The sequence below is a fragment of the Patulibacter sp. NPDC049589 genome, from assembly GCF_040675535.1.
Taxonomy (GTDB): domain Bacteria; phylum Actinomycetota; class Thermoleophilia; order Solirubrobacterales; family Solirubrobacteraceae; genus Patulibacter.
In genome coordinates, this window is record NZ_JBFAPC010000100.1 from 1 (window position 1) to 21,433 (window position 21,433).

Annotated in this window: 18 protein-coding genes; 14 read left to right on the forward strand and 4 right to left on the reverse strand. The window is 72.7% G+C overall.

The features are described from left to right. The 4 genes from AB0L40_RS17725 to AB0L40_RS17740 form a co-directional block, all read right to left on the reverse strand. The coding region (locus AB0L40_RS17725) for an enoyl-CoA hydratase/isomerase family protein (RefSeq protein ID WP_364357345.1) at window positions 1-613 on the reverse strand (613 nt) is incomplete at its 3' end. 95 nt (window positions 614-708) lie between these two features. Next, the gene (locus AB0L40_RS17730) at window positions 709-2,490 is read right to left on the reverse strand and encodes an AMP-dependent synthetase/ligase (protein WP_364357348.1); all 1,782 of its coding nucleotides are present in this window, start codon (window positions 2,488-2,490) and stop codon (window positions 709-711) included. After that, window positions 2,487-3,401, reverse strand: a complete 915-nt coding sequence (locus AB0L40_RS17735; protein WP_364357351.1) for a LysR family transcriptional regulator — start codon at window positions 3,399-3,401, stop codon at window positions 2,487-2,489. Before AB0L40_RS17735 ends, AB0L40_RS17730 begins: the two co-directional genes overlap by 4 nt. 223 nt (window positions 3,402-3,624) lie before the next feature. Beyond that, on the reverse strand, window positions 3,625-4,716 hold the full coding sequence (locus AB0L40_RS17740; protein ID WP_364357354.1) for an NAD(P)-dependent alcohol dehydrogenase: 1,092 nt from the start codon (window positions 4,714-4,716) through the stop codon (window positions 3,625-3,627). A gap of 216 nt (window positions 4,717-4,932) precedes the next feature. Between AB0L40_RS17740 and AB0L40_RS17745 the strand changes: the two genes are divergently transcribed. The 14 genes from AB0L40_RS17745 to AB0L40_RS17810 all read left to right on the forward strand — a co-directional run. Then, window positions 4,933-6,192 carry a cytochrome P450 gene (locus AB0L40_RS17745; protein ID WP_364357357.1) on the forward strand — a complete coding sequence of 420 codons (1,260 nt, stop codon included), beginning with the start codon at window positions 4,933-4,935 and terminating at the stop codon, window positions 6,190-6,192. Between the two features lie 20 nt (window positions 6,193-6,212). Beyond that, window positions 6,213-8,000: an AMP-dependent synthetase/ligase gene (locus AB0L40_RS17750; protein WP_364357360.1), complete on the forward strand. Its 1,788-nt coding sequence runs from the start codon at window positions 6,213-6,215 to the stop codon at window positions 7,998-8,000. Beyond that, window positions 7,993-8,796, forward strand: coding sequence for an enoyl-CoA hydratase-related protein (locus tag AB0L40_RS17755; protein WP_364357363.1), 804 nt, complete (start codon window positions 7,993-7,995; stop codon window positions 8,794-8,796). Before AB0L40_RS17750 ends, AB0L40_RS17755 begins: the two co-directional genes overlap by 8 nt. A gap of 55 nt (window positions 8,797-8,851) precedes the next feature. After that, window positions 8,852-9,646, forward strand: a complete 795-nt coding sequence (locus AB0L40_RS17760) for an SDR family oxidoreductase (protein WP_364357366.1) — start codon at window positions 8,852-8,854, stop codon at window positions 9,644-9,646. 46 nt (window positions 9,647-9,692) lie between these two features. Further along, entirely contained in the window at window positions 9,693-10,976 is a 1,284-nt protein-coding gene (locus AB0L40_RS17765; RefSeq protein ID WP_364357369.1) for a LuxR C-terminal-related transcriptional regulator, read from the forward strand. After that, the gene (locus AB0L40_RS17770; protein WP_364357372.1) at window positions 10,969-12,063 is read left to right on the forward strand and encodes a helix-turn-helix transcriptional regulator; all 1,095 of its coding nucleotides are present in this window, start codon (window positions 10,969-10,971) and stop codon (window positions 12,061-12,063) included. The genes AB0L40_RS17765 and AB0L40_RS17770 overlap by 8 nt, the downstream gene beginning before the upstream one ends. 142 nt (window positions 12,064-12,205) lie before the next feature. Then, window positions 12,206-13,393 (forward strand): LuxR C-terminal-related transcriptional regulator, encoded by a 1,188-nt coding sequence (locus AB0L40_RS17775; RefSeq protein ID WP_364357375.1) that lies wholly within the window; start codon window positions 12,206-12,208, stop codon window positions 13,391-13,393. After that, entirely contained in the window at window positions 13,390-14,490 is a 1,101-nt protein-coding gene (locus AB0L40_RS17780; protein ID WP_364357378.1) for a LuxR C-terminal-related transcriptional regulator, read from the forward strand. Before AB0L40_RS17775 ends, AB0L40_RS17780 begins: the two co-directional genes overlap by 4 nt. A 497-nt stretch (window positions 14,491-14,987) precedes the next feature. Then, window positions 14,988-15,863: an ABC transporter permease gene (locus AB0L40_RS17785; RefSeq protein WP_364357381.1), complete on the forward strand. Its 876-nt coding sequence runs from the start codon at window positions 14,988-14,990 to the stop codon at window positions 15,861-15,863. A gap of 14 nt (window positions 15,864-15,877) precedes the next feature. Next, window positions 15,878-16,744 carry an ABC transporter permease gene (locus tag AB0L40_RS17790; RefSeq protein WP_364357384.1) on the forward strand — a complete coding sequence of 289 codons (867 nt, stop codon included), beginning with the start codon at window positions 15,878-15,880 and terminating at the stop codon, window positions 16,742-16,744. A gap of 168 nt (window positions 16,745-16,912) precedes the next feature. Then, the gene (locus AB0L40_RS17795; RefSeq protein WP_364357387.1) at window positions 16,913-18,253 is read left to right on the forward strand and encodes an MlaD family protein; all 1,341 of its coding nucleotides are present in this window, start codon (window positions 16,913-16,915) and stop codon (window positions 18,251-18,253) included. Next, the gene (locus AB0L40_RS17800) at window positions 18,250-19,722 is read left to right on the forward strand and encodes an MlaD family protein (protein WP_364357390.1); all 1,473 of its coding nucleotides are present in this window, start codon (window positions 18,250-18,252) and stop codon (window positions 19,720-19,722) included. Before AB0L40_RS17795 ends, AB0L40_RS17800 begins: the two co-directional genes overlap by 4 nt. Further along, entirely contained in the window at window positions 19,719-21,104 is a 1,386-nt protein-coding gene (locus AB0L40_RS17805) for an MlaD family protein (RefSeq protein WP_364357393.1), read from the forward strand. The genes AB0L40_RS17800 and AB0L40_RS17805 overlap by 4 nt, the downstream gene beginning before the upstream one ends. Further along, on the forward strand, window positions 21,101-21,433 hold a 333-nt coding region (locus tag AB0L40_RS17810), incomplete at its 3' end, for an MlaD family protein (RefSeq protein ID WP_364357396.1). The genes AB0L40_RS17805 and AB0L40_RS17810, both read left to right, overlap by 4 nt.

Genomic DNA, 21,433 nt, shown 5'->3' on the forward strand with positions numbered 1-21,433 from the left:
GCAGGATCTTCGACGCCATCTCCTCGACGGTCGCCATCAGCTGGTCGCGCGGCACGACGCGGTTGACGAGGTGCACCTCCTTCGCGCGCTCCGCCGAGATCGGCTCGCCCATCAGCTCGAGCTCCATCGCGATCCCGACGCCGCAGGTGTTGACCAGGCGCACGATGCCGCCGTCCGCGAAGTGCATGCCGCGGCGGACGTGGAAGAAGCCGAACTGCGCGTCGTCGGTGCAGACGCGGATGTCGCAGGCCAGCGCGAGCTCGATGCCGCCGCCGATGACCCAGCCGTTCAGCGCCGCGATGATCGGCTTGTTGATGTGGTGCAGGCCGCGGGTGATGCCGCCCGCGAAGCCCTTGTCCATCACGCTCTTGGCGAGGTCGGGGCCGCGGTCCAGCCAGCCGTCGACGTGGTCGTTGAGGTCCGCGCCGGCGCAGAACGTCTTGTCGCCCGACCCCGTGAGGATGGCGAGGCGGACCTCGTCGTCGTCCCGGAACGCCGTCCAGGCGTCGCGGAGGAGCTCGTCGGTCTCGGTGTCGATGGCGTTGTGCTTCTCGGGGCGGTTGAGGGTGATGTACGCGATCTCGCCGCGCTTCTCGTAGAGGACCTTCGGCATGGAGGCGTGGCCTTTCTTCCCGCGGGGTCCGCGGTCGGTGGGATGGATGGAGCCTCCTCCGCGCGCCGGACGGGCGCGCGGAAGACGGCGGACGGTCAGGCGTAGAGGTCGGAGGCGGTCGCGGCGTACTGCTCCGCGACCTCGCGACGCTTGACCTTGTTGGTCGGCGTCAGTTGCGGTCCGCCCGGGAGCCAGTCGTGGTCCAGGATCGCGAAGCGCTTGATCTGTTCGACGCGGGCGAGCTTCTCGTTTCCCGCGTCGACCGCCGCCTGCACCGCGTCCCGGACCTCGGGGCGCTGGGAGAGGACCGCGAAGTCCTCGTCGGGATCGAGGCCCGCGGAGCGCGCGAAGACGGCGAGGCCGTCGCGGTCGAGGACGACCAGCGCCACGTTGTACGGCCGCCGGTCGCCGATCGCGAACACCTGCGACAGCAGCGGCTGGCCGCCCTTGATCGCCTGCTCGATGTTCGCCGGCGACATGTTCTTGCCGCCGCTGTTGATGATCAGCGCCTTCTTGCGGTCGACGATCGACAGGTACCCGTCGTCGTCGAGCTGTCCGACGTCGCCCGTGAGGAACCGGCCGTCGGCGTCGAACGCCTCCGCGGTCCGCTCCGGGTCCCGGAAGTACCCCGGGGTGATCGTCGGGCCCGTGATCAGGACCTCGCCGTCCTCGCCGAGCTCGAAGACGGCGCCCGCGAGCGGCTTGCCCGCGGTGCCCAGGCGGATGTCGTCCGGCGGGCTGCAGCTGACGATGATCGCCTCCGACGAGCCGTAGAACTCGTTGATCGGCAGACCGAGCGCGGTGATCTCCTCGAGCATGCCGAGCGAGCTCGGCGCGCCGGCGACGGCGAGGAAGTGCGCCTGCTCGAGGCCCGTGAGCGCGGCGAGCGGCTTCAGGGTCTCTAGGTCGGCGGCGTCGCGATCGTCGGCGGCCATCCAGCTCCCACCCTCCCGGACCACGACCAGGCGCCGCTGCCATGCGGCCTCTAGCGCCTCGCGGTCCGGGGACTCGCTGACGAAGCGGTGGATGCCGGCGATCAGCTTCTCGTAGATCCGCGGGACGCCGAAGAAGCGGGTCGGCCGGACGGCGTGCAGCGCGGGCCCGAGCTTCGTCAGGTCGGCGAGCGACGTCACCTCGTAGCCGTACACGAACGCCGCGTAGTGCCCGAAGATCCGCTCGGCGATGTGCGCCATCGGCAGGTAGGCGATCGCCCGGTCCTCGGCGCCGGTGTCGAAGCGCTGCCGGATCGAGTCCAGGCAGTCCATCATCCCGCCGTGCCGGAACTGCACGCCCTTCGGAGGGCCGGTGGTGCCCGAGGTGTAGACGAGCGTGCCGATGTCCTCGCGGGTCGTCGCGGCCACCGCGGCGGACACGTCGAAGTCCGCGGGGGAGCGCGCCTCGAGGTCCGCGAGCGACAGCTCGCCGTCCTGTGCCGCGGTGGCCTCGACGACGACGATCCGCTCGACGGTGCTGCCGGCCGCGACCTCACGGGCCTTCTCGACGAGCGACGCGTCGGTGAACAGCACGCGCGGGGCGGCGTTGTCGACGATCTCGCGCAGCTGCTCGACCGCAGAGGTCACGTAGAGCGAGAACGGGATCGCGCCGAGCAGCAGGGCGCCGATGTCGACGATGTTGAACTCGACGCGGGTGCCGAGCAGGATCCCGACGCGGTCGCCGCGCTCGATCCCGAGGGACTCGAGACCGCCGGCGACGGCGACGCCGCGGTCGTGCCACGCGCGCCAGGTCAGGACCTCGTCGGTGCCGAAGGCCCGCAGCGCGGGCGCGTCGGGCGCGTCCAGCGCCTTGGCGACGAACGCAGCGGACAGCGACGGCAGCGCGAGCGCGCGGTCGATGGCGGTCGACTCGGTGGTGCTCATCGGACCACCTCCGCGCCGGGCAGCAGGTGGATGTTGCGCTCGGCGGTCTCGGCGGCCTGCTCGACGAACTCGAGGACCGCGGTCCGGCGGTCGCGGCGCCGGCGGGCGACGGCGATGGTGGAGGGCTCGGCGCCGCGCAGCCCGATGCAGCGTGTCGTCGGGTTCGGGGCGATCCGGCGCATCGCGTCGGGCACCGTGATCACGGTGGCACCGTCCGCGACCGACTGGCGCATCGCGCGCAGGCTCGTCGCCGGGGCCGCGTCCGCGCGGTTGTTGGATCGCCCGCGCACGTCGTCGAGCTGCCAGAATGGCGCCCAGTCGGCGGGCGCCTGCAACGGGACCGTCGGATCGACGAGCACGTCGCCCACGTCCACCGACTCCTGGTCGGCCAGCTCGTGCGTCAGCCCGACGAGCAACGCCCGGGGCTCGGCGGCGATCGGCGTGACCTCGAGGTCCGGGTGCTCGAGCGGCCCCCGGACGATCGCCACGTCCAGCGTGCCGTCGAGGATCGGGCTGGTCTGGTCGCAGAACGAGATCGCCTCCACGGCGACGTCGAGCTCGGAGTGCGCGTCTCCGAAGAGCCGGAGGATCGGCGTGGTCAGCTCGCCGGCGCAGAGCGGGCCGGCTCCGACGCGCAGCAGCGTGCCGCGCACCGCGTGGCCGCGCATCGCGTCGCGGGCCTCGTCGGCGGAGCGCAGGACGGTCTGGGCCAGCGCCACGAACTCGACGCCGGCGTCCGTCAGCTCGACGCCCAGGGCGCTGCGGTTGAACAGCTCGACGCCGAGTTCCTGCTCGAGCTGGCGGAGCGCGCGCGACACGGCGGGCTGCGCCACGAAGAGCGCGCGCGAGGCGCGACGGAAGCCCTGCTCCTCGACCACGGCGAGGAAGTACCTCAGCTGTCGGAGATCCACTGCCGCAGTAGACCTGGAGCGTACGGAGGATGCAAGGGTGATTCCCTTTCGGCATCCCCCCGGGGACCAGGGCGGGGCGGCCGTGCGGCGGCCGCGCGCCGCGCGGCGCACGCGGCGCCGTGCGGCGGCCTGTGCACCGCGGGTCCGCGGGTGGCCGCCGGCCACCGGGGTCGGGCCGGCCCCGGTCAGGCGCGAGCCGTCCGGGGCGCAGACGGTGCCGCCGTCACTTGACACGGAGCACCGCCTTCAGGGTGGTTCCGGCCTCGGCGTCGGCGACGGCCTGGTTGATGTCCTGGAAGTCGTAGACCTTGATCAGGCGGTCGTACGGGAACCGCCCGTCCTTGTAGAGCTGCGCCAGGCGCGGGATGAACTCGTCCGGGACGCTGTCGCCCTCCACGACGCCGACGACGGTGCGGCCGGGGATCAGCAGCGCCGTCATGTCGACGGTGACGTTCGTGCCGGCCGGCCCGAGGCCGAGGATCGCGCAGGTGCCCAGCGGCGCCAGGGCGTTGATCGCCTGGGTCGCGACCTGCTCGACCGCGGTGGTCTCGACGGCGAAGTCGGCGCCCGCGCCGGTGATGCCCTGGATCGCGACGACGACGTCGTCGACCTCGTCCGGGTTGACGGTGTGGGTCGCGCCGAGCTCGAGGGCGAGCTCGAGGCGACCGGGGTTCAGGTCGACCGCGACGATCGGCGAGGCGCCCGCGACCTTCGCGGCCATGATCGCCGAGAGCCCGACGGCCCCGACGCCGAAGACGGCGATGCTCTGCCCCTCCCGCGGCTGCAGCTTGTTCAGCACCGTGCCGGCGCCGGTCTGGATGCCGCAGCCGAGGGGTCCCGCGATCAGCAGGTCGTCGTCGTCCGCGAGCTTGACGGTGTTCAGCTCGGTCGCGATGGCGTACGTGGCGAACGAGGACTGCGAGAAGAAGAAGCCGTTCACGCCGTGCAGGGCGTTGGTACCGTCGGGCCGGCCGCCGGACACGTTCCGCGGCGCGAACTCGTAGCAGTAGGCGGGACGGTCGGCCGAGCACGTCGGGCATGCGCCGCAGAAGCCGTAGGTCAACGCGACCCGGTCGCCGGCCTTGACCTTCGTGACGCCCTCGCCGACGGACTCGACGATCCCCGAGCCCTCGTGGCCGAGCACCAGCGGCAGGGGGACGGGCATCCACTGGTGCTGGATGGCGATGTCGGTGTGGCACACGCCGACGGCGTGGATCTCGACGCGGACCTCGCCCGGTCCCGGATCGTCGAGCTCGACGTCCTCGATGAGGAAGGGTCCGTCGGTCTCGCGGATGACGGCTGCCTGGATCTGCACTTGGGGCTCTTCTCTCGTCCGGGTGGGCACGGCCCGAGCACCGGGCCGTCGCGTCCGACCCTGCCCGCGTTCCGAGCCCCGGGTGATGCGGAAACGCGATCACCGGGTCGTCGGGTCGGCGGAGTCGACAGCGCGGGGGACCCGATGCGTTTTCGGGATCACCCGGGCCCTCGCGGCACGGCTTAATGGCGTCAAAGCAGGTCACGAGGAGTCCACATGAGCGTCAGCCCCAGCCCCGTCCCCACCGACATCGAGACCTTCGCGTTCTGGGAACGTCCGCGCGACGAGCGGCAGGCGGGGTTCCGGTGGCTGCGGGACAACGATCCGGTCTCCTGGCACCCGCCGGCGGAGTCGCTCCTGTTGCCGCCCGAGCTCAACAAGGTCGGCTTCTGGGCGGTGACGCGCCACGCCGACGTCGTCGAGGCGTCGCGCAGCAAGAACTTCCAGAGCGGCAAGGGCGTGTTCATGGAGGACATGCCGATCGAGGTCATCAAGGGCGCGCTCTCCTTCCTCGTCGAGGACCCGCCCCGGCACACCGAGCTCCGCGGCATCGTGCAGTCCGCGTTCAGCCCGGCGCGCGTGAAGAAGATCGAGGGCTGGATCCGCCAGCACGCCCACGACGTCGTCGCCGGAATCGCGCCGGACGGCAAGGCGGACATGGTCCCGCAGCTCGCCAAGGTGCTGCCGGGCCTGATCTTCGCCCACTACGTCGGGGTCACCGACGACGAGATGCGCGACAAGACCGTCCACGCCGCCGACATGCTCGGCTCGTGGAACGACCCCGAGTACACGAAGACGATGGCGCCGATCGAGGTCTTCGGGCACGCGGCGCAGACGCTCGCCGGCGTCGCGATGGAGCTCGCCGCGCTGCGCCGCCAGGAGCCGGGGGACGACGTCGTCACCTGGCTGACGCAGACGACGTTCGAAGGTGAGGAGATGTCCGACATGGACATCGCGTCGTTCTTCGTGATGCTCTCGGGCGCTTCGAACGACACGACCGGCCACGCGATCGCGCACTCGCTGATCGAGCTGCAGCGCCACCCCGACCAGCAGGCCTGGCTGCTCGAGGACTTCGAGGGCCGGATCGACAACGCGGTCGAGGAGCTCCTGCGCTGGCGCGCGCCGATCCTCCACTTCCGCCGCACGGCGCTCGCCGACTACGAGCTGAACGGGGCCGAGATCAAGGCCGGCGACAAGGTGGTCCTCTGGTACGACTCCGCCAACTTCGACGAGGCGGTCTTCGACGACCCGTTCACCCTCGACCTGTCGCGGAAGCCGAACAAGCACCTCGCCTTCGGCGGCGGCGGCCTGCACTTCTGCCTCGGCAACGCGCTGGGTCGCCAGCTCCTGAAGTGCGCGCTGCGCGAGGTCTACACGCAGCTGCCGGACTTCCAGCTGGAGGAGCCGCAGGAGGGCTTCTCGAACCTGTTCAACAGCATGCGCCACCTGCCGGCCCGCTGGACGCCGGCGGCCTGAGGACGGACGGGCTCGCGACCATGTCGTCCATCACGCGGGTCCCGTCTCCCGCGGGCCCCTCCGCAGCGGCGTCGCTCCCCGCGGCGTTCCTGGCGCAGGCCGCCGCCGGCCCCGATCGGGTCGCCCTGCGCACGCTGGGCACCGGGTCGCACCTCACGTTCGGTGCGTGGGCCGAGCGCTCACGCCGCGTGGCCGGCGGACTCGCCGCGCTCGGCGTGGCGCGAGGCGACCACGTCGCGCTGCTGCTCACCACCTGCGTCGACTTCTACGTCGTCGACATGGGAGCGCTGCTGCTCGGCGCCGTGCCGTTCTCCCTGTACCCGACGTCGCCGGTGGAGCAGCTCGTCGGCATCGCCGCGAACGCGGAACCGCGGGTGCTGATCACGGAGGCCTCGCTGGCGGGGCGTGCGCGGGAGGTGGCAGCGGCGAGCCCGTCGATCGAGCGCGTCGTGGTCGTCGAGGCGACGGCGGCGGAGCCCGGGGAGCTGTCGCTCGACGAGCTCGAGGACGGCTGCGCCTCGGACTTCGACGTCGTCGCCGCGGTGGCCGGCACCTCCCGCGACGACACCTGCACGCTCGTTTACACGTCCGGGACCACCGGGCCGCCGAAGGGCGTGCGCTTCCGCCACGGCGCGATGCTCGACAACCTCGCGGGGATGGAGCAGCGGTTCCCCGTCTCGGGCGACGACCGAGCGATCTCGTACCTGCCGATGGCGCACATCGGCGAGCGGATCTTCGGGCTCTACGCCGCGTTCATCTACGGCTACGAGGTGACGCCGCTCGCCGACATGTCGCAGCTCGGGGCGGTCCTGCAGCAGGTGCGGCCCACGCGCTTCTTCGGCGTGCCGCGGATCTTCGAGAAGCTCCTCGCCGGCGTGCACCGCCACGTGGCCGAGTCGCCCGACCGGGACGCCTACCGCGCCGCATTGGCGCGGCGCGTCGCCCGCGTGCGCGCGGAGCAGGCGGGGACCCCGCCGCCGGCCGGCGACGACGAGGCCGATCGCGCCGTCCTCCGGCCCCTCGCGGCGCTCACCGGCCTCGAGCAGGCCCGCTTCGTGGCCGTGGCGACCGCGCCCAGCTCCCCGGAGATGCTCGAGGAGCTCACGGCCATCGGGCTTCCGGTCAACGAGTTCTACGGGGCGTCGGAGGCGATCATCATCAGCTGCAGCCCGCCCGATCGGGTGCGCTTCGGCACCGTCGGCACGCCGCTGCCGGGCGTCGGCCTGCGGCTCGCCGACGACGGCGAGATCCTCCTCAGCGGCGGCGCGATCACGCCCGGGTACCACCGCGACCCGGTGCGCACCGCAGAGGCGTTCGACGCCGACGGCTGGTTCCGCACCGGCGACGTCGGCGCGTTCGACGAGGAGGGCTACCTGCGGATCGTCGACCGCAAGAAGGTCATGATCATCAACGCGTCGGGGAAGAACATGTCCCCGACGAACATCGAGCAGGCGATCAAGGGCGGCCAGCCGCTGATCTCGCAGGTCGTCGCGATCGGCGACCGCCGGCCCTACGTCGTCGCGCTCGTCGTCCTGGACCGCGACGGGGTCGCCGGGTTCGCCCACGAGCACGGGCTGGGAGACCTGGACTTCGCCGCGCTGACCGCGCACCCGGCGGTGCGCGACGCCGTCGACGCCGCGGTGCAGGCGGGCAACGCCCGGCTCGCACGCCCGGAGCAGGTCAAGCGTCACGCGATCCTGGACCACGACTGGATGCCCGGGGGCGACGAGCTGACGCCGACGGCGAAGCTCAAGCGCCCGCAGATCGTCGCTCGGTACGGCGAGACGATCGACGATCTCTATGCCTGACTCGCCGGCGGTCCTGGCCCCTCCGCGGGTCGTCCTGGAGGTCGAGGGCGGCGTGGCGCACGTGGTGCTGGCGCACCCGGAGCGCCGCAACGGCATCGACCTGCGGGCGGCGAGCGAGCTGCGGGACGCCCTGATCGGCTGCGCGACGCCCGGGGTCCGGGCCGTCCTGATCCGCGCCGAGGGCGAGCACTTCTCCGTCGGCGGGGACCTCGGGGCGCTCGGCGCCGACCCGGAGCGGCTGGGCGAGACGGTCGCCGAGCTCCTGCCCGTCGTCCAGGACGCGGTCGCCCGGGTCGCGGAGCTCGAGGTGCCCGTCGTCTGCGCCGCGCGTGGTGCCGCGGCCGGGGCCGCGCTCGGCCTGCTCTGGGGCGCGGACGAGGTCGTCGTCGGAGACGACCTGCGCCTCGCCACGGGCTTCGCGGCGGCCGGCCTGAGCGGTGACGGCGGGAGCTCCTGGCACCTGCCCCTCCTCTGCGGCCTGCGCCGGTCGCAGCGCCTGCTGATGGGGAACGAGCGGATCGGTGCGGCCGAGGCCCTGGAGTGGGGCCTCGTCACCGCGGTGGTCCCCGCCGCCGACGTCGAGGCCGAGGGCCGCGCACGGGCCGCGGCGCTGGCGGCGGGCCCGACGGTCGCGCTCGGGCGGATGCGGGCGCTGCTGCGCGCGGGCTCCCCGACGCTGCGCGAGCACCTCGCCGCCGAGTCCGAGGGCATCCTCGCGTGCGCCGCGACGTCCGACCTGCCGGCGGCCCTGGCGGCGTTCGCGGCCCGCCGCACGCCCGTCTTCGAGGGCCGCTGATGCCCACCACCAACGCCCGGGCGACACCGTCCCGGCGTCCACCACGAGGCCATACATGATCCCACCGAGCACCACGACGACCGACACCCCCGGACCCGGAGTCGTCCTGCTCGGCGGCACCGCCGGCGTCGGCCTCGAGGCCGCGTGCCGATTCGCGGAGGACGGCGCGCGGGGCATCGCGCTGCTCGGCCGCGACCCGGGCCGCGGGGCCGCGGCCCGCGAGGCCGTCCTCGCGCGCGCGCCCGGGACGGAGGTCGTCGTCGTCCCCGTCGACGCGACCGATCACGCCGCGGTGCAGGCCGCCGCACGCACGGCCGAGGAGGCCCTCGGCGGCGTCGACGTCCTCGTCACGTCCGTCGGCCCGTCGAAGCCGCCGCGGCTGCTGCACACGATCCCCTCGGACGATTTCCGGCCGACGCTCGACGGGCTGATCCTCCCGCCGCTGCTGATGATGCAGGCGCTCCTGCCGGGGATGCGCGCCCGGGGCTCCGGCTCGGTCGTCAACGTCGCCTCCGACGCCGCCAAGACCGCGACCCCGGGCGAGACGCTGATCGGCGCGGCCATGGCGGCGATCCTGATGTTCTCCCGCGCCGCCGCGCTCGAGGTCAAGCGCGAGGGGGTGCGGATCAACGTCGTCACGCCGTCGCTGATCGCGAACACCCCCGGCGCCGCGCTGATCGCGGACGACCCGTTCAGCGCCCGCATGTTCGAGAAGGCCGCGAAGCTCGCGCACCTCGGCGTCGCCGAGCCCGAGGACCTGGCCGACGCGATCCTCTTCCTCGCCGGACCCGCATCTCGGCGGATCACCGGGCAGGCGCTCAGCGTGAACGGCGGGATCTCGGTCGGATGAGCGCCGGGCGGATCCGGCCGGCGTGCCCGGCTCCGCGGGGCGCGCGATGAGCACCCGGGCCGTCGCGGGGGTCCGCCGCGGCTTTGTCGGCGCACGTCGGGGCCGCGCTGCCCCGGGGGCGACGGGCCTGCTCGGGAACGCCGGCGAGCCCCCGGTCGACGAGCTCCCGGGCGCCGACGAGCGACCGGACGACGAGCTCCCGAGCGCCGACGAGCGACCGGAACCGGACGAGCCCGTGGACCCGCGAGCGATCGATGAGACGGTCCGGGCGCTCGCGCGGGAGCGGGCCGACGCCCGGTCGATGCGCCGGACGCTGCCCGAGTCGCTCCGCGCGCAGGTCGGCGAGGCGCTGCGGACGGTCCAGGCCGCGATGCAGGGGTCCGAGGACGTCGCCCGGTGGGCCGCCTGCCACGGTCGGCTGCTCGACGAACGGCGGGCGATCGACGCCCACGACGCCGCGGTCCGCGTCGAGGTCCGCCAGGCCGTCCGCGACGCCGCCGCGGAGCTGCGGGCGTCGGGGTCGGCGGCGACGATCGCGGCGCGGGCCGCGCGGATCGGCTGCCACGCAGGCGGCTTCAGCCGCGTGCTGGTCTCCGCCGTCCACGGCTCGCGGTGGCTGCCGCTGGCCGCCCACTCCGACGCCGCGATCGACCCGGACCCGGAGGCGCTGCAGGCGTTCGTCGCGGGCGGCGAGGCGATCCCCCTCGGCAACCATCTGGCCGAGACGGACCTCGTCCGGCGCCGTACCTCGTTCCGGTCTCCGGGCGTCCTGCTCGGCCGGCGGCGCCGGCCGCCGGCCGCCGCCGATGTCGCCGGCCACGTCGCTGCGCCGATCGTCCTCGGGGACGAGGTCGTCGGCATCGTCCACGCCGATCGCGCCGGGCAGCGCCGCGGGGTGACGGAGGACGACCGCATCCTGCTCGCCGCGTTCGCACGGGTCGTCGCCCAGGACATCGACCGGGTCTCGGCCCAGGAGCTGCTCGACCGGCGGACCCGGCGCCTGGAGATCGCGCTCGAGCGGGCGCGCGGCGAGCTCCGGCAGGCGCGGGCCCCCGCTTTCGACCGCGCGCCGCGGCTCGCCGACGTCGGCCGCCCCGGGGACCGTGGGTCGGCCCCGGCGGGCCGCGACGTGCTGCTGACCGCGCGGGAGCGCGAGATCATCGAGTTGGTCGCGCAGGGCGCGACCAACAGCGTGGTCGCCCAGCGACTGACGGTCTCGGAGGAGACCGTCAAGAGCCACATGCGGACCATCCTGCGCAAGCTCCACGTCAAGAGCCGGAGCGCGGCCGTCGCGCGGTTCCGCCGGATCGCTCAGGACCTCGATGAGTGAGCGCAGCGTCCCCCACCTGACCGCGGCGGCGAGCCGGCTGCGCACGGACGCGGCCCTCGTCGGCGTGGCGCCCGGGCGCGGCGCGACGGAGCCGATCGACGACCTCGAGGCCGCGGCCTCGTCGGTGCTGCGGACGGTCGAGCGTGTGAGCGGCGCCCTCGCGGGGCCGTCCGGCGGGGGCGCGCGACCGGCGCTGGTCGACGTGCTGGTGCGCGGGGAGCGACTCGAGGAACGTCTGCTCCGCGCAATCCGCGGCGACGGGGCGCGCCGCTACGAGGACCTCGACCTCGGCAAGTCCGAGCTCGACCGGTGCCGGGACGTCCAGGAGCTCGTCGACCGGGTCTGCGCGATCGCGCTGCAGGCCTGCGGCGCGGTGCGGGCGGTCGTGGGCCTCGTCCACCACGAGGGGTGGACGGGCCTGCGCTCCGCGGCGGCCGACGGCGCGGGTCCGGCGCCGGAGGTCCCGCCCGACGCCCTCCCGCTGGCCGGGCTCGCGCCGGAACTCGGGGCCATCGCCACGGGACGCCCGGCACCCGCGGCGGGGAGGCCGGACGGCCTCCCTGCGCCGACGGCCGAGCCGTGCGCGGTCGTGCCGCTGCAGGTCGAGGGCCGCGTCCGCGCCCTGCTGCATCTGGTCTACGCCCACCAACCCCTCTCGGCGGACGACCTGGGGCGCGCCGAGGACTTCGGCCGCTCGGTCGACCATGTCTACGAGGTGCTCGACCTGCGGGACCGGCTCGACGCCCTCACGGAGACGACCGTGCGGCTGCGCGCGACGGTCGGCTCCATCGCCGTCGACGACGAGCCGCCTCGCGCGCTCGCGCCCTGGTCGTCGGCCTCGGCGTCGGCTCACCGTCGGTCCGGCTCGTCGCCGGCGACGGACGCGTCGAGAGCCGGCCTGACCCCGCGGCAGCGGCAGACGCTCGAGCTGATGCTGCTCGGGCTCTCCAACGCACAGATCGCGGAGCGGCTCGTGGTCGGCATCCCCACCGTCAAGAGCCACGTCACGGCGATCCTGCGGGCGGCCGGGGCGACCAACCGCGCCGAGGCGATCGGGCGGTTCCTCTCGAGCTCCGACGCCCCATGAGGCCAGGGAGTTCGACCATCCAGGGCCTCATACCCCTCGATGGGATGAGGCACGGTCGGCAAATGGTCGAGAGAGTGACGACCGACACACCGGCCGATCGGTCGAGGTCCATTGCGAACACACGCGACCGAGGGGCGAGCGAATGGAAATCCGACCACTGAGCGCAGAGCCGCAGGCGCTCATCCCCTTGGACGGACGGCTCGCCGCCACCGCCGAGCGCGTGCGCGAGCTCGGCGAGGCGACCCGTCTGGTCGTGTCGCTGGAGGCCGAGCCCGCGCACGGCCGGCCGGAGCTGACACGGCTGCTGGACGAGGAGCTGACCGCCATCGCGACGCACCTCGGCGAGCACGTCTCGAGGCGCCCCTACGACCCCACCTCCACCGGGGGGATCGCCGGGCTGCTCGGCGACATCGGCACGTTGCAGGGACAGCTGCGGCGGCACGCGCTCGAGCACCCCTACCGCGCGCTGGACCGCATCCGCACGTCGCTGGACGAGCTGGGCGACACGGCGACGTCCGCCGAGCTCGTCGAAATGGCCGCCGTGGAGCTGTGCCGCGCCTGCGGGTTCGACCGGGCGATGGTCTCCCGGGTCCAGGGCTCGACCTGGGTCCCGCACCGCCTGCACGTCGAGAACGAGCCGAAGCACCCGGTGAACCTGGCGCTCAGGGACTTCGCCCGCGACGCCCGCGTCCCCCTGACCACGTCGATGGTCGAGACCGGGCTGGTCCGTCGCCGGGCCCCGGCCCTCGTCCCGGACGCCCAGCAGGACGAGCGATCCCACAACCCGGTCGTCGCCGCGTCGCTGACGCGGTCCTACGTCGTCGCGCCGGTCGTCGCGGGCGGCACGGTGATCGGGCTGCTCCACGCGGACACGTTCTCCTCGGGGCGCCCGCTCGCTGGGCTCGACCGCGACGGGATGGAGTACTTCGCCGACGGGTTCGGCTTGCTGTTCGAGCGCTCCGTGCACGTCGAGCGCCTGGCGCGGGGGACCCGGCGGACGCGGTCCGCGTTGGCCGGCGTGGGCGACGTCACCCGCGACCTGGCGCAGCGTCCCGTGGCGCTGGGGTCCGCCGGGAGGTCGCCGGGCGGCGCGTCGACGGCGGAGGACCCCGCCGTCGACGACGCGCTGACGCGGCGGGAGCGCGAGGTCCTCTCGCTCCTGGCGGCCGGCGCGACGAACGAGCAGATCGCGGCGGAGCTCGTGATCGCCAAGAGCACCGTCAAGTCGCACGTCAAGCACATCATGCGCAAGCTCGGTGCGGGCAACCGCGCCGAGGCCGTCGCGCGGTTCCTGGGTCGCGCGGGAGCGGGGCAGGTGGCGGCGGCATGACCGTCACCGCCTCGCGAGTGCCGGAGCCCCGGTCGCTCGCGGCGGCGGGGAGGCCGTCCGGGCGGGTGCGGCGGGACCACGAGATCCTGGGCCGGCTGCGGCAGATCAGGGCGCTGATGGTCCCGGCCCTCGCCGCGTGCGCCGTCCCGCCGCCGGTCCCGCTCGACGGCACGCGGTCGGCGGCCGGCGTCGCCGAGGAGCTCACGCGCGCGTGCGTCGGGGGGCTGTCGCACCCGGCGGCCATGATGCCCGGGGGCCACGCGGACCTCGGGGCCCTGATCGCCGAGCTCCACGAGCTCGCGGCCGAGATCCACGCGCACGACCGGGAGCGACGGGATCTGCGGATGGCCTCGTGCACGGCCGCGCTGCACCACCTCCGGTCGCTGTCGTCGCACGACCTGGCCGACGCCGCGTGCGCCGAGCTCGCCGTCCGCCTGGAGCTGCGCCGCGTCTCGATCCTGCGCGACGACGACGGGACCTGGGTCCCGTGGGCGACCCACGCCGCCGGCGTGGCGCCGGCCGGGCGACGCGCCGACGACGCGCACGACCGGGATCTCCTGCGCCACGACCTCGGGGACGGACCCGGCGTGCTGGTGGCGCCGATCCGCGTGCGGGGCCGGCTCCTCGGCCTCCTCCACGTGGAGCCCCACGCCGGCGGCGAAGTCGACGACGAGCTGCTCGCCGTCGTCGCCGACGGCTTCGGCCGCATCTACGACCGCGCCGCGGAGCACGACCGGCTGCGCGCGCAGCGCGAGCGGATCCGGCGGGTCATCGCGGACGTCGAGGCGGTGGTCGGCCCGCTGACCGATACCGACCCGGGGATCGGGGCCTACCCGTGGGAGGTCGCCGCGCCCGCGGCGTCGGAGCCGTCGACCGCGGACGCCGACTCCCGGCTCGCGTCGCTGACGCCGCGGCAGCGCGAGATCCTGCGGATGATGCTCGGCGGCGCCTCCAACGGGGCGATCGGGACCCGGCTGGGGATCACCGAGGGCACCGTCAAGTCGCACGTCAAGCGGGTCCTCCGCAAGCTCGGGGTCGTCAACCGCTCCCAGGCGATCGCGACGTTCCTGCCCGTCCTGGGCGCCGAGTCGCGCTGAGGCCGCCCCCGCTCCGGCGGGGGTCCTCCACCGCCCGCGGGCATCGCGGGCGGCCCCTCGCGCCCCGGTCCTGCGGGGCGCACCGGCCGGCCCGCCCGGATCGGCGCGACGGCCCCGCCCCGATCCGGGCGGGCGGCCCGAGAACCGCTACCTCCTAGGGGGGGTATCGGGCCTCCAAGGGTGGTGGTCGGCCCGCGGCGGGGGAGCTGCGGGCCGTGCGCCTCCTCCGTCGACGCCGGCGCGCCCAGCGCGTCGAAGTCCGGTCACAGGGGGGAGGAATGCCTGCCGCCTGGGGGATGGACATCCCGAAATGCGCACGAAACTCGCCCTTGTGCGTGGCGTAGGTACCCGGCACCGAGGGGGATGGAGACTGGCCGCCGGGAGGATGGTCATCCCCCCGACCTCACCGTACGGTCTTCGCCAGTGGGGAACGCGTCACACGACTCGTTTCACAACCAGAGGAACAGGCACATGAAGATCTTGGACGGAGGGGCCTGATGGCTACCCAGACGGGCCTCGGGCCCGCCACACTGCGGGAGCGCGGCACCCTCCCGGGCGGCCTCCGCGAGGCCCCCAAGCCCCCGAAGGGCCTGACCGGCCCCTTGGGCTGGGTCGAGCAGCTGACCGGCATGACGCTGCTGACCCTGCAGGTGATGAAGGCCGCCATCTCGCCGCCCTACAACTGGGGCGGGGAGTTCATCGAGCAGTGCTGGCTCGTCACGAAGCGGGCGTTCATCCCGCTGCTGTTCTGCACGCTGGTGTTCTCGTACGGCGCGCCGGGCGTGTCGGGCGGCTCGATCCTGTCGACGCTCGCCACCACCGACCGCCTCGGCGCGTTCGCCGTGATGGCCTCGGTCCGCGAGCTCGCGACCTGGATCAACGGCATGGTCGTCGCCGGCGTCGCCGGCACCGCGATCTGCGCCGACCTCGGCGCCCGCAAGGTGCGCGACGAGCTCGACGCGCTGGCGGTCCTCGGTACGGACCTGGTGAAGGTCCTCCTCGTCCCGCGCTTCATCGCGCTGGGCGTGATGACGGTGATCTTCAACTACTGGAACACGGCGATCTCGCTCGTGGGCCAGCTGATCGCGGACATCGCGGTCTGGAACGAGACCTCCGCCGGCTACGTGTCGACGTTCGCGTCGAACTTCACGATCGCCGAGGTCGTCTTCAACACGCTGAAGGTCCTCACATTCGGCTTCATCATCGCCGTGGTGTGTTGCTACAAGGGCATGAACGCGAAGGGTGGTGCGGCTGGTGTTGGTAGGGCCGTCAACCAGGCCGTCGTCGTCTCCTTCTGTGCCGTCTATGTCTACAACTATCTCCTGAATTCACTGCTGCTCGGTGCATTCCCGGAGACGGCCACACTTCGTTAGGGGGGAGAGACACCATGGAAGCAACGAACACCTCTCCGTATGAGCCCGCCGGGGGCCGCAAGAGCGCCCCGACGGGGCTCGAGCGGTTCGCCAACGGGTTCGTCGACCCGGTGCGCAACATCCTGGTCGAGGCCGGACAGATCGGCGCCTTCGCGGGCCGCTCGTTCCTCGAGCTCCGCGGGACGCTGCGCTACTCCGCCGAGATGATGCGGCAGGTCGCCCTGCTCATCACCGGCTCGGCGATGGTCCTGTGGGCCATGCAGTTCACCTTCGGGCTGACCTGCGGCAACGAGTCCGTCTACGTGCTCCGCGGCTACGGCGCGTCGTCGTACGCCGGCGTGTTCTCCGCGATCTGCCCCGTGCGCGAGGCGACGCCGTTCATGTTCGCCTACATGGTCGGGGCGAAGATCGGCTGCGGCTACGTCGCCGAGATCGGCTCGATGCGGATCAACGAGGAGATCGACGCGATGGAGAGCCTCGGGATCAACCCGATGCGCTACCTCGTCGGGACGCGTCTGCTCGCGAACATCCTGGTCTCGCTGCCGATCTTCATCGTCGGCCTGGTCCTCTTCTACCTGGGCGAGGTCTTCGTGATCCTCTTCCAGATCGGGGAGATCTCCCGGGGTGCGTGGGAGTCGGTCCACTGGGCGTTCACGGACGCCCCGTCGATCCTCTTCAGCTACACGAAGACGCTCGTGATGTGGGTCGCGATCGTGATCGCCGCCATGTACTACGGCTTCAACGCCAAGGGCGGTCCGGTCGGCGTGGGCGAGGCGACCGCCCGATCCATGGTCGTCGCCCTGATGTTGACGATGGTCCTGAACGAAGGATTCACGTTCTTCTTCTGGGGCGCCGATTCCAAGCTGCCTGTCGGAGGCTGAACCCAAGTGCCTGATCAGGACGAGGGGCGTACGCCCCTGCGCAAGTTGGGTCCGAGCCGCAAGGCTCGGGCCCCCCGGCGGCGGGGTTCCAACCCCGCCGTCCGGACCGGGCGTTGGGTCACGGGTCACCCGTGGTCCATCGTCGCGGCCGCCGCTTCGGTGTGGTTCGTGATCTGGGTCATCGGTACCCGGTCAGAGCCCCACCACATCAAGGTCGCGTTCCCAACGGCCTTCAACCTCAAGTCCGGACTCGACGTCCAGGTCGACGGCCTGGACGCCGGCAAGATCTCCAAGGTCGAGTACAAGGACGGTCGCTCGATCGTCGAGCTCGGCATCTCGGACGACTACTGGCCGCTGCCGAAGGGCACGACCGCCAGCACGCGCTACGGCACCACCATCGGTTCCGGTACGCGTCGCGTCGACCTGAAGCTCGGGCCGACGAACGCGGGATCGATCCCCGAGGACGGCATCATCGCCGCCAAGGACACCCGCCCGGCCGTCGACGTCGACGCCGTGCTGAACACCGCGAGCGCGGCGACCCGCCGTGACGCGACCAACCTCACGAGTCGCATCGAGCAGGCCACGGAGGGCACCGAGTCCGAGGCGAACGCGAGCCTCGCGGCGTCCGGCCAGGGCCTCAAGGACATCGACGGCTTCCTCAAGGACCTCGGCAGCGACGGCGTCGCGCTGAGCGGCCTGATCACCAACACCGACCGGCTCACCCAGACCCTCGCGTCCCGGGCCCCCGCGGTCAGCGACCTCGTCACGGTCTCCGCCCGCACGTTCGAGGCGTTCGCGTCCCGCACGTCGGAGCTGCAGCAGACGCTCGACGGCGTGCAGCCGGCGATGAGCGAGGCGCGCACGACGCTCGCCCGCGTGGACGGCAGCCTCGGCGGCCTCACGCAGCTCGTCGACGACATCCGGCCCGGTGCCAAGCGCCTCAAGCCGCTCGCCAAGGCCGCCACGCCGGCCCTGCGCAACCTCTCGAGCATCGTCCCCACGGCGCTGTCGACGGTCCGGACGACGACGAAGGTCGCGCCGGAGCTCAACACGCTGCTGACGAACGGTCAGCCGTTCCTGCAGAAGACCAGCCGGGTCCTCAAGGAGCTCACCCCGATGGTCCACTGCGTCGCGCCGTACGCGCCCGAGCTCGGCGGCGCCCTCGTCGCCCAGACGGGCGGCTACCAGGAGTACTTCCTGGCGACCGACGACAACCCCGCGTTCGCCAAGCTCAACGACGCCCCGCCGCCGTGGCGCGAGCGCAAGGAGAACGGCCGCCACCGCGTGCACGACCTCCGTGCCCGCATCAACGGCTCCACCGCGACGCTGCACGCGTACCCGCCGGGTCTGCTCACCGTCGACCAGTTCGTGAAGATCGGGCTGAAGCAGTACGCCTTCATGCGCCCCCCGGGTCTCGGTGCCGGCCAGCCGTACTACCTGCCGGAGTGCGGGATCACCAAGGACTCGCTCGACCCGTCCAAGGACCCCGAGGAGAAGTGGAACCGATGACGTCCCGACGCATCGCCACGGGGCTGCTCGCCGCAGTGGCCCTGGTCGTGGCCGTCCTCCTGATCACGAAGAAGGACGACGGCTACACCGTGAAGGTGGAGCTGCCCAACTCGGGCGGCCTGAAGCCGCACTCGTCGGTGAAGGTCGCCGGCGTCCCCGGCGGCACCGTCGACGATCTGGAGATCACGCCGCGGGACACCGCGCTCGTGACCCTGAAGCTCGACGACTCCGTCAAGCCGATCGGGAAGGGCGCGTCCGTCGAGGTCCGCCCCACCGACCTCCTCGGCGAGCGCTACGTCGCGCTCGACGTGGGTCGGCAGAAGAGCGCGCCGCTTCCGTCGGGCACGCTGATCCCGAAGTCGAAGACCGCCCTGCCCGTCGAGCTCGACAACGTCATCAACACGTTCGACGGCGACACCCGCGAGCGGATCAAGATCCTCGTCAACGAGTTCGGCATCGCGCTGGGCAACCGCGGCAAGGACCTCGCCGAGGTCCTCGACTCCATGCCGGCGTCGCTGACCGACGCCCGCAAGCTCGTCGCCGAGATCGCCGACGAGGACGCGTCGCTGAAGAACCTCCTGCTCAAGGGCGACGAGCTGACCGCGACGGTCGACCCGAAGAAGGACCAGCTCGGATCCCTGGTCGCCCAGGCGGACACGACGCTGCGCGAGCTCGCCGAGCGCCGCGACAAGCTCGGCCGGGCGCTCGACGCCGCGCCGGGCGGCCTCGCCGCGCTGAACCGCACGCTGAACCAGCTGCGCACCGCTTCGACCGATCTGCGGCCGGCGTCGGTGGACATCGAGAACGCGGCCGGGCCGCTGAAGGACACGCTCGACGCGCTCCCCGGGTTCGAGGACTCGGCACGCGACAGCCTGAAGGCCGCGAAGACCGCGGCGCCGGCGCTGACGAAGCTCGGGGACCGCGCGACGGCCCCCCTGAAGTCGCTCACGCCGACGCTCGCGACCCTGCGCACGACCTCGGGCCTGCTCAAGCCGTCGCTGGACCAGATGGACAAGCGCGGCTGGGACGACGCGATGTGGTTCGCGCAGAACATGTCGTACGGGCTCAAGGGCCACGACGCGCTGGGCCACTACATCGGGGCCGCGCTCACCGTCGGCGGAGCCACCGTCACCTCGGTGATCGACCACCTCTTCGGGGGCGGGACCACGGTCAACGACCTGGTGGACGGCGCGGACCCGGATGCGGCGATCCGCCCGAAGTCCGGCGCGAAGAAGCAGACGAAGTCCAACCCGGCGGTCAAGGCGCCGCAGGCACCGACGACGCCCACGACGACCGGCTCGGCGGCGCCGAGTACGGCGCCGGCACCGGAGACGAAGCCCGATCGGGGCCTCCTCGGCGGCATCGTCGACGGCGTCACCGGGCTCCTCGGCGGCAAAGCCGGGACGAACGACAAGCCGGGCAAGCCTACGGGCATCCCGGGCCTCCTCAACTCCCTCCTCGCCCCATGAGCCCACGTACCGTGAGAACCCCGGGTCGCCGCGCGGCGGGCCGGCGTCGTGGCCGCGGCAGCACGCTGCTGATCGGCGGCATCGCGATCGTGATCCTGGCGATCGCGTCCCTGATCGGCTACCGGGCGGCCGAGACCGTCCCGGGCCGCAAGTACTACAACCTCAAGGCCGAGTTCACGGCCGCGGACAACCTCTCCAACCACTACGAGGTCCGCATCGGCGGCCTCCGCGCCGGACAGATCCTCAAGCCGAGGGTCAAGGACGGCAAGGCGCTCGTCGACATCCGCCTGGACGAGAAGTTCAAGCCGCTGAAGTCCGACACGAAGATGCAGGTCCGCCTGCGCTCCGCGGTCGGCGTCCGCTACCTCGAGCTCATCCCGGGCACGAAGGGCACGGATCTCCCGGAGGGCGGCCTGCTCGCCACGAGCAACCAGACGCAGAACGTCGCCCTGGACCAGGTCCTCGGCACGCTCGACCCGGCGACCCGCGAGAAGGCCCAGAGCTTCCTGAACGAGCTGGGGACCGGCGCCGCGGACAACGGCGCGAACATCAACCTCGCGCTGAAGAAGCTCTCGCCGTTCCTGAAGGATGTGCAGACGCTCGCCGAGCCGATCATCGCGCGGCCGGGGATCACCCGGAGCTTCGTGCGCAACACGAGCGGCGCGGTCGACGCCTTCGCCGGCGTCCGGCAGGTGCTCGCCCAGACCTTCGACCCCGCCCAGCGCGCGCTGAAGCCGTTCGCGGACAACGCCGACGCCATCGGCTCGACGCTCGACGAGGCCACGCCGACCCTGAACCAGCTGCAGAACCAGCTGCCACAGGTCGACCGGCTCGTCGCCGCCGCCGACGGGCTCGCGAAGGACGGCCGGCCGGCGCTGCAGGCGGCCCCCTCGGCGCTCCGGCAGACGACGTCGCTCATGAAGGGCGCCCGCCCGGCCCTGCGCCAGGCGAAGGTCACCCTGGACCTCGCGAAGGCGACCGTCGACCCGACGGTCAACGTCCTCCAGACGCTCCAGACCCAGCTCCCGCGGATCGACACGACGCTCGGGCACGTCAACCCGATCCTCACCGACGTGGGCGACCACGCCTGCGACATCACCAACGCCCTGGGCGGCTGGGCGTCGTTCCTGACCTACGGCACCAACCGGAACAACTTCATCCGGTTCTTCATCAGCCTGAACCTCCCCAACGAGCTCGGCGGTGCGACGAAGAGTCGCCTCGTGGGCCCGGACGGCAAGCCCCTCCTGGACAACCAGATGCACCTCAACCCGTACCCCGCCGGCTGCATCAACGGTGAGGGTGAGGGCGGCGGCACGTTGCCGACGGTCGCGGAAGCGGCGAAGGACCTCACGTACTCCCAAGCGTTCCCGGTGATCCGATGAGCACGCGCAGCAACAGGCGCCGCGGCGGACGCGGCATGTTCGAGATCCGCCCGGGCAAGCACCGCCCGAAGAACATCCGCAACGGCACGATCTTCGTCGCGCTGATCGCGATCTTCCTGGTCGTCATCTACGTGAAGCCGACGGTCCCGGGCTTCGGGACCAAGGGCACGAAGTTCAGCGCCTACGTCGACACCGCCGTCAACGTGCGGCCCGGCAGCACGCCGATTCGCGTGCAGGGCGTCGACGTCGGCCAGGTCACCAAGGTCGAGCGCGGCCCCGGTGGTCGCGGCGCCAAGGTGACGATGCTCGTCGAGAAGGGCAAGGGCGTC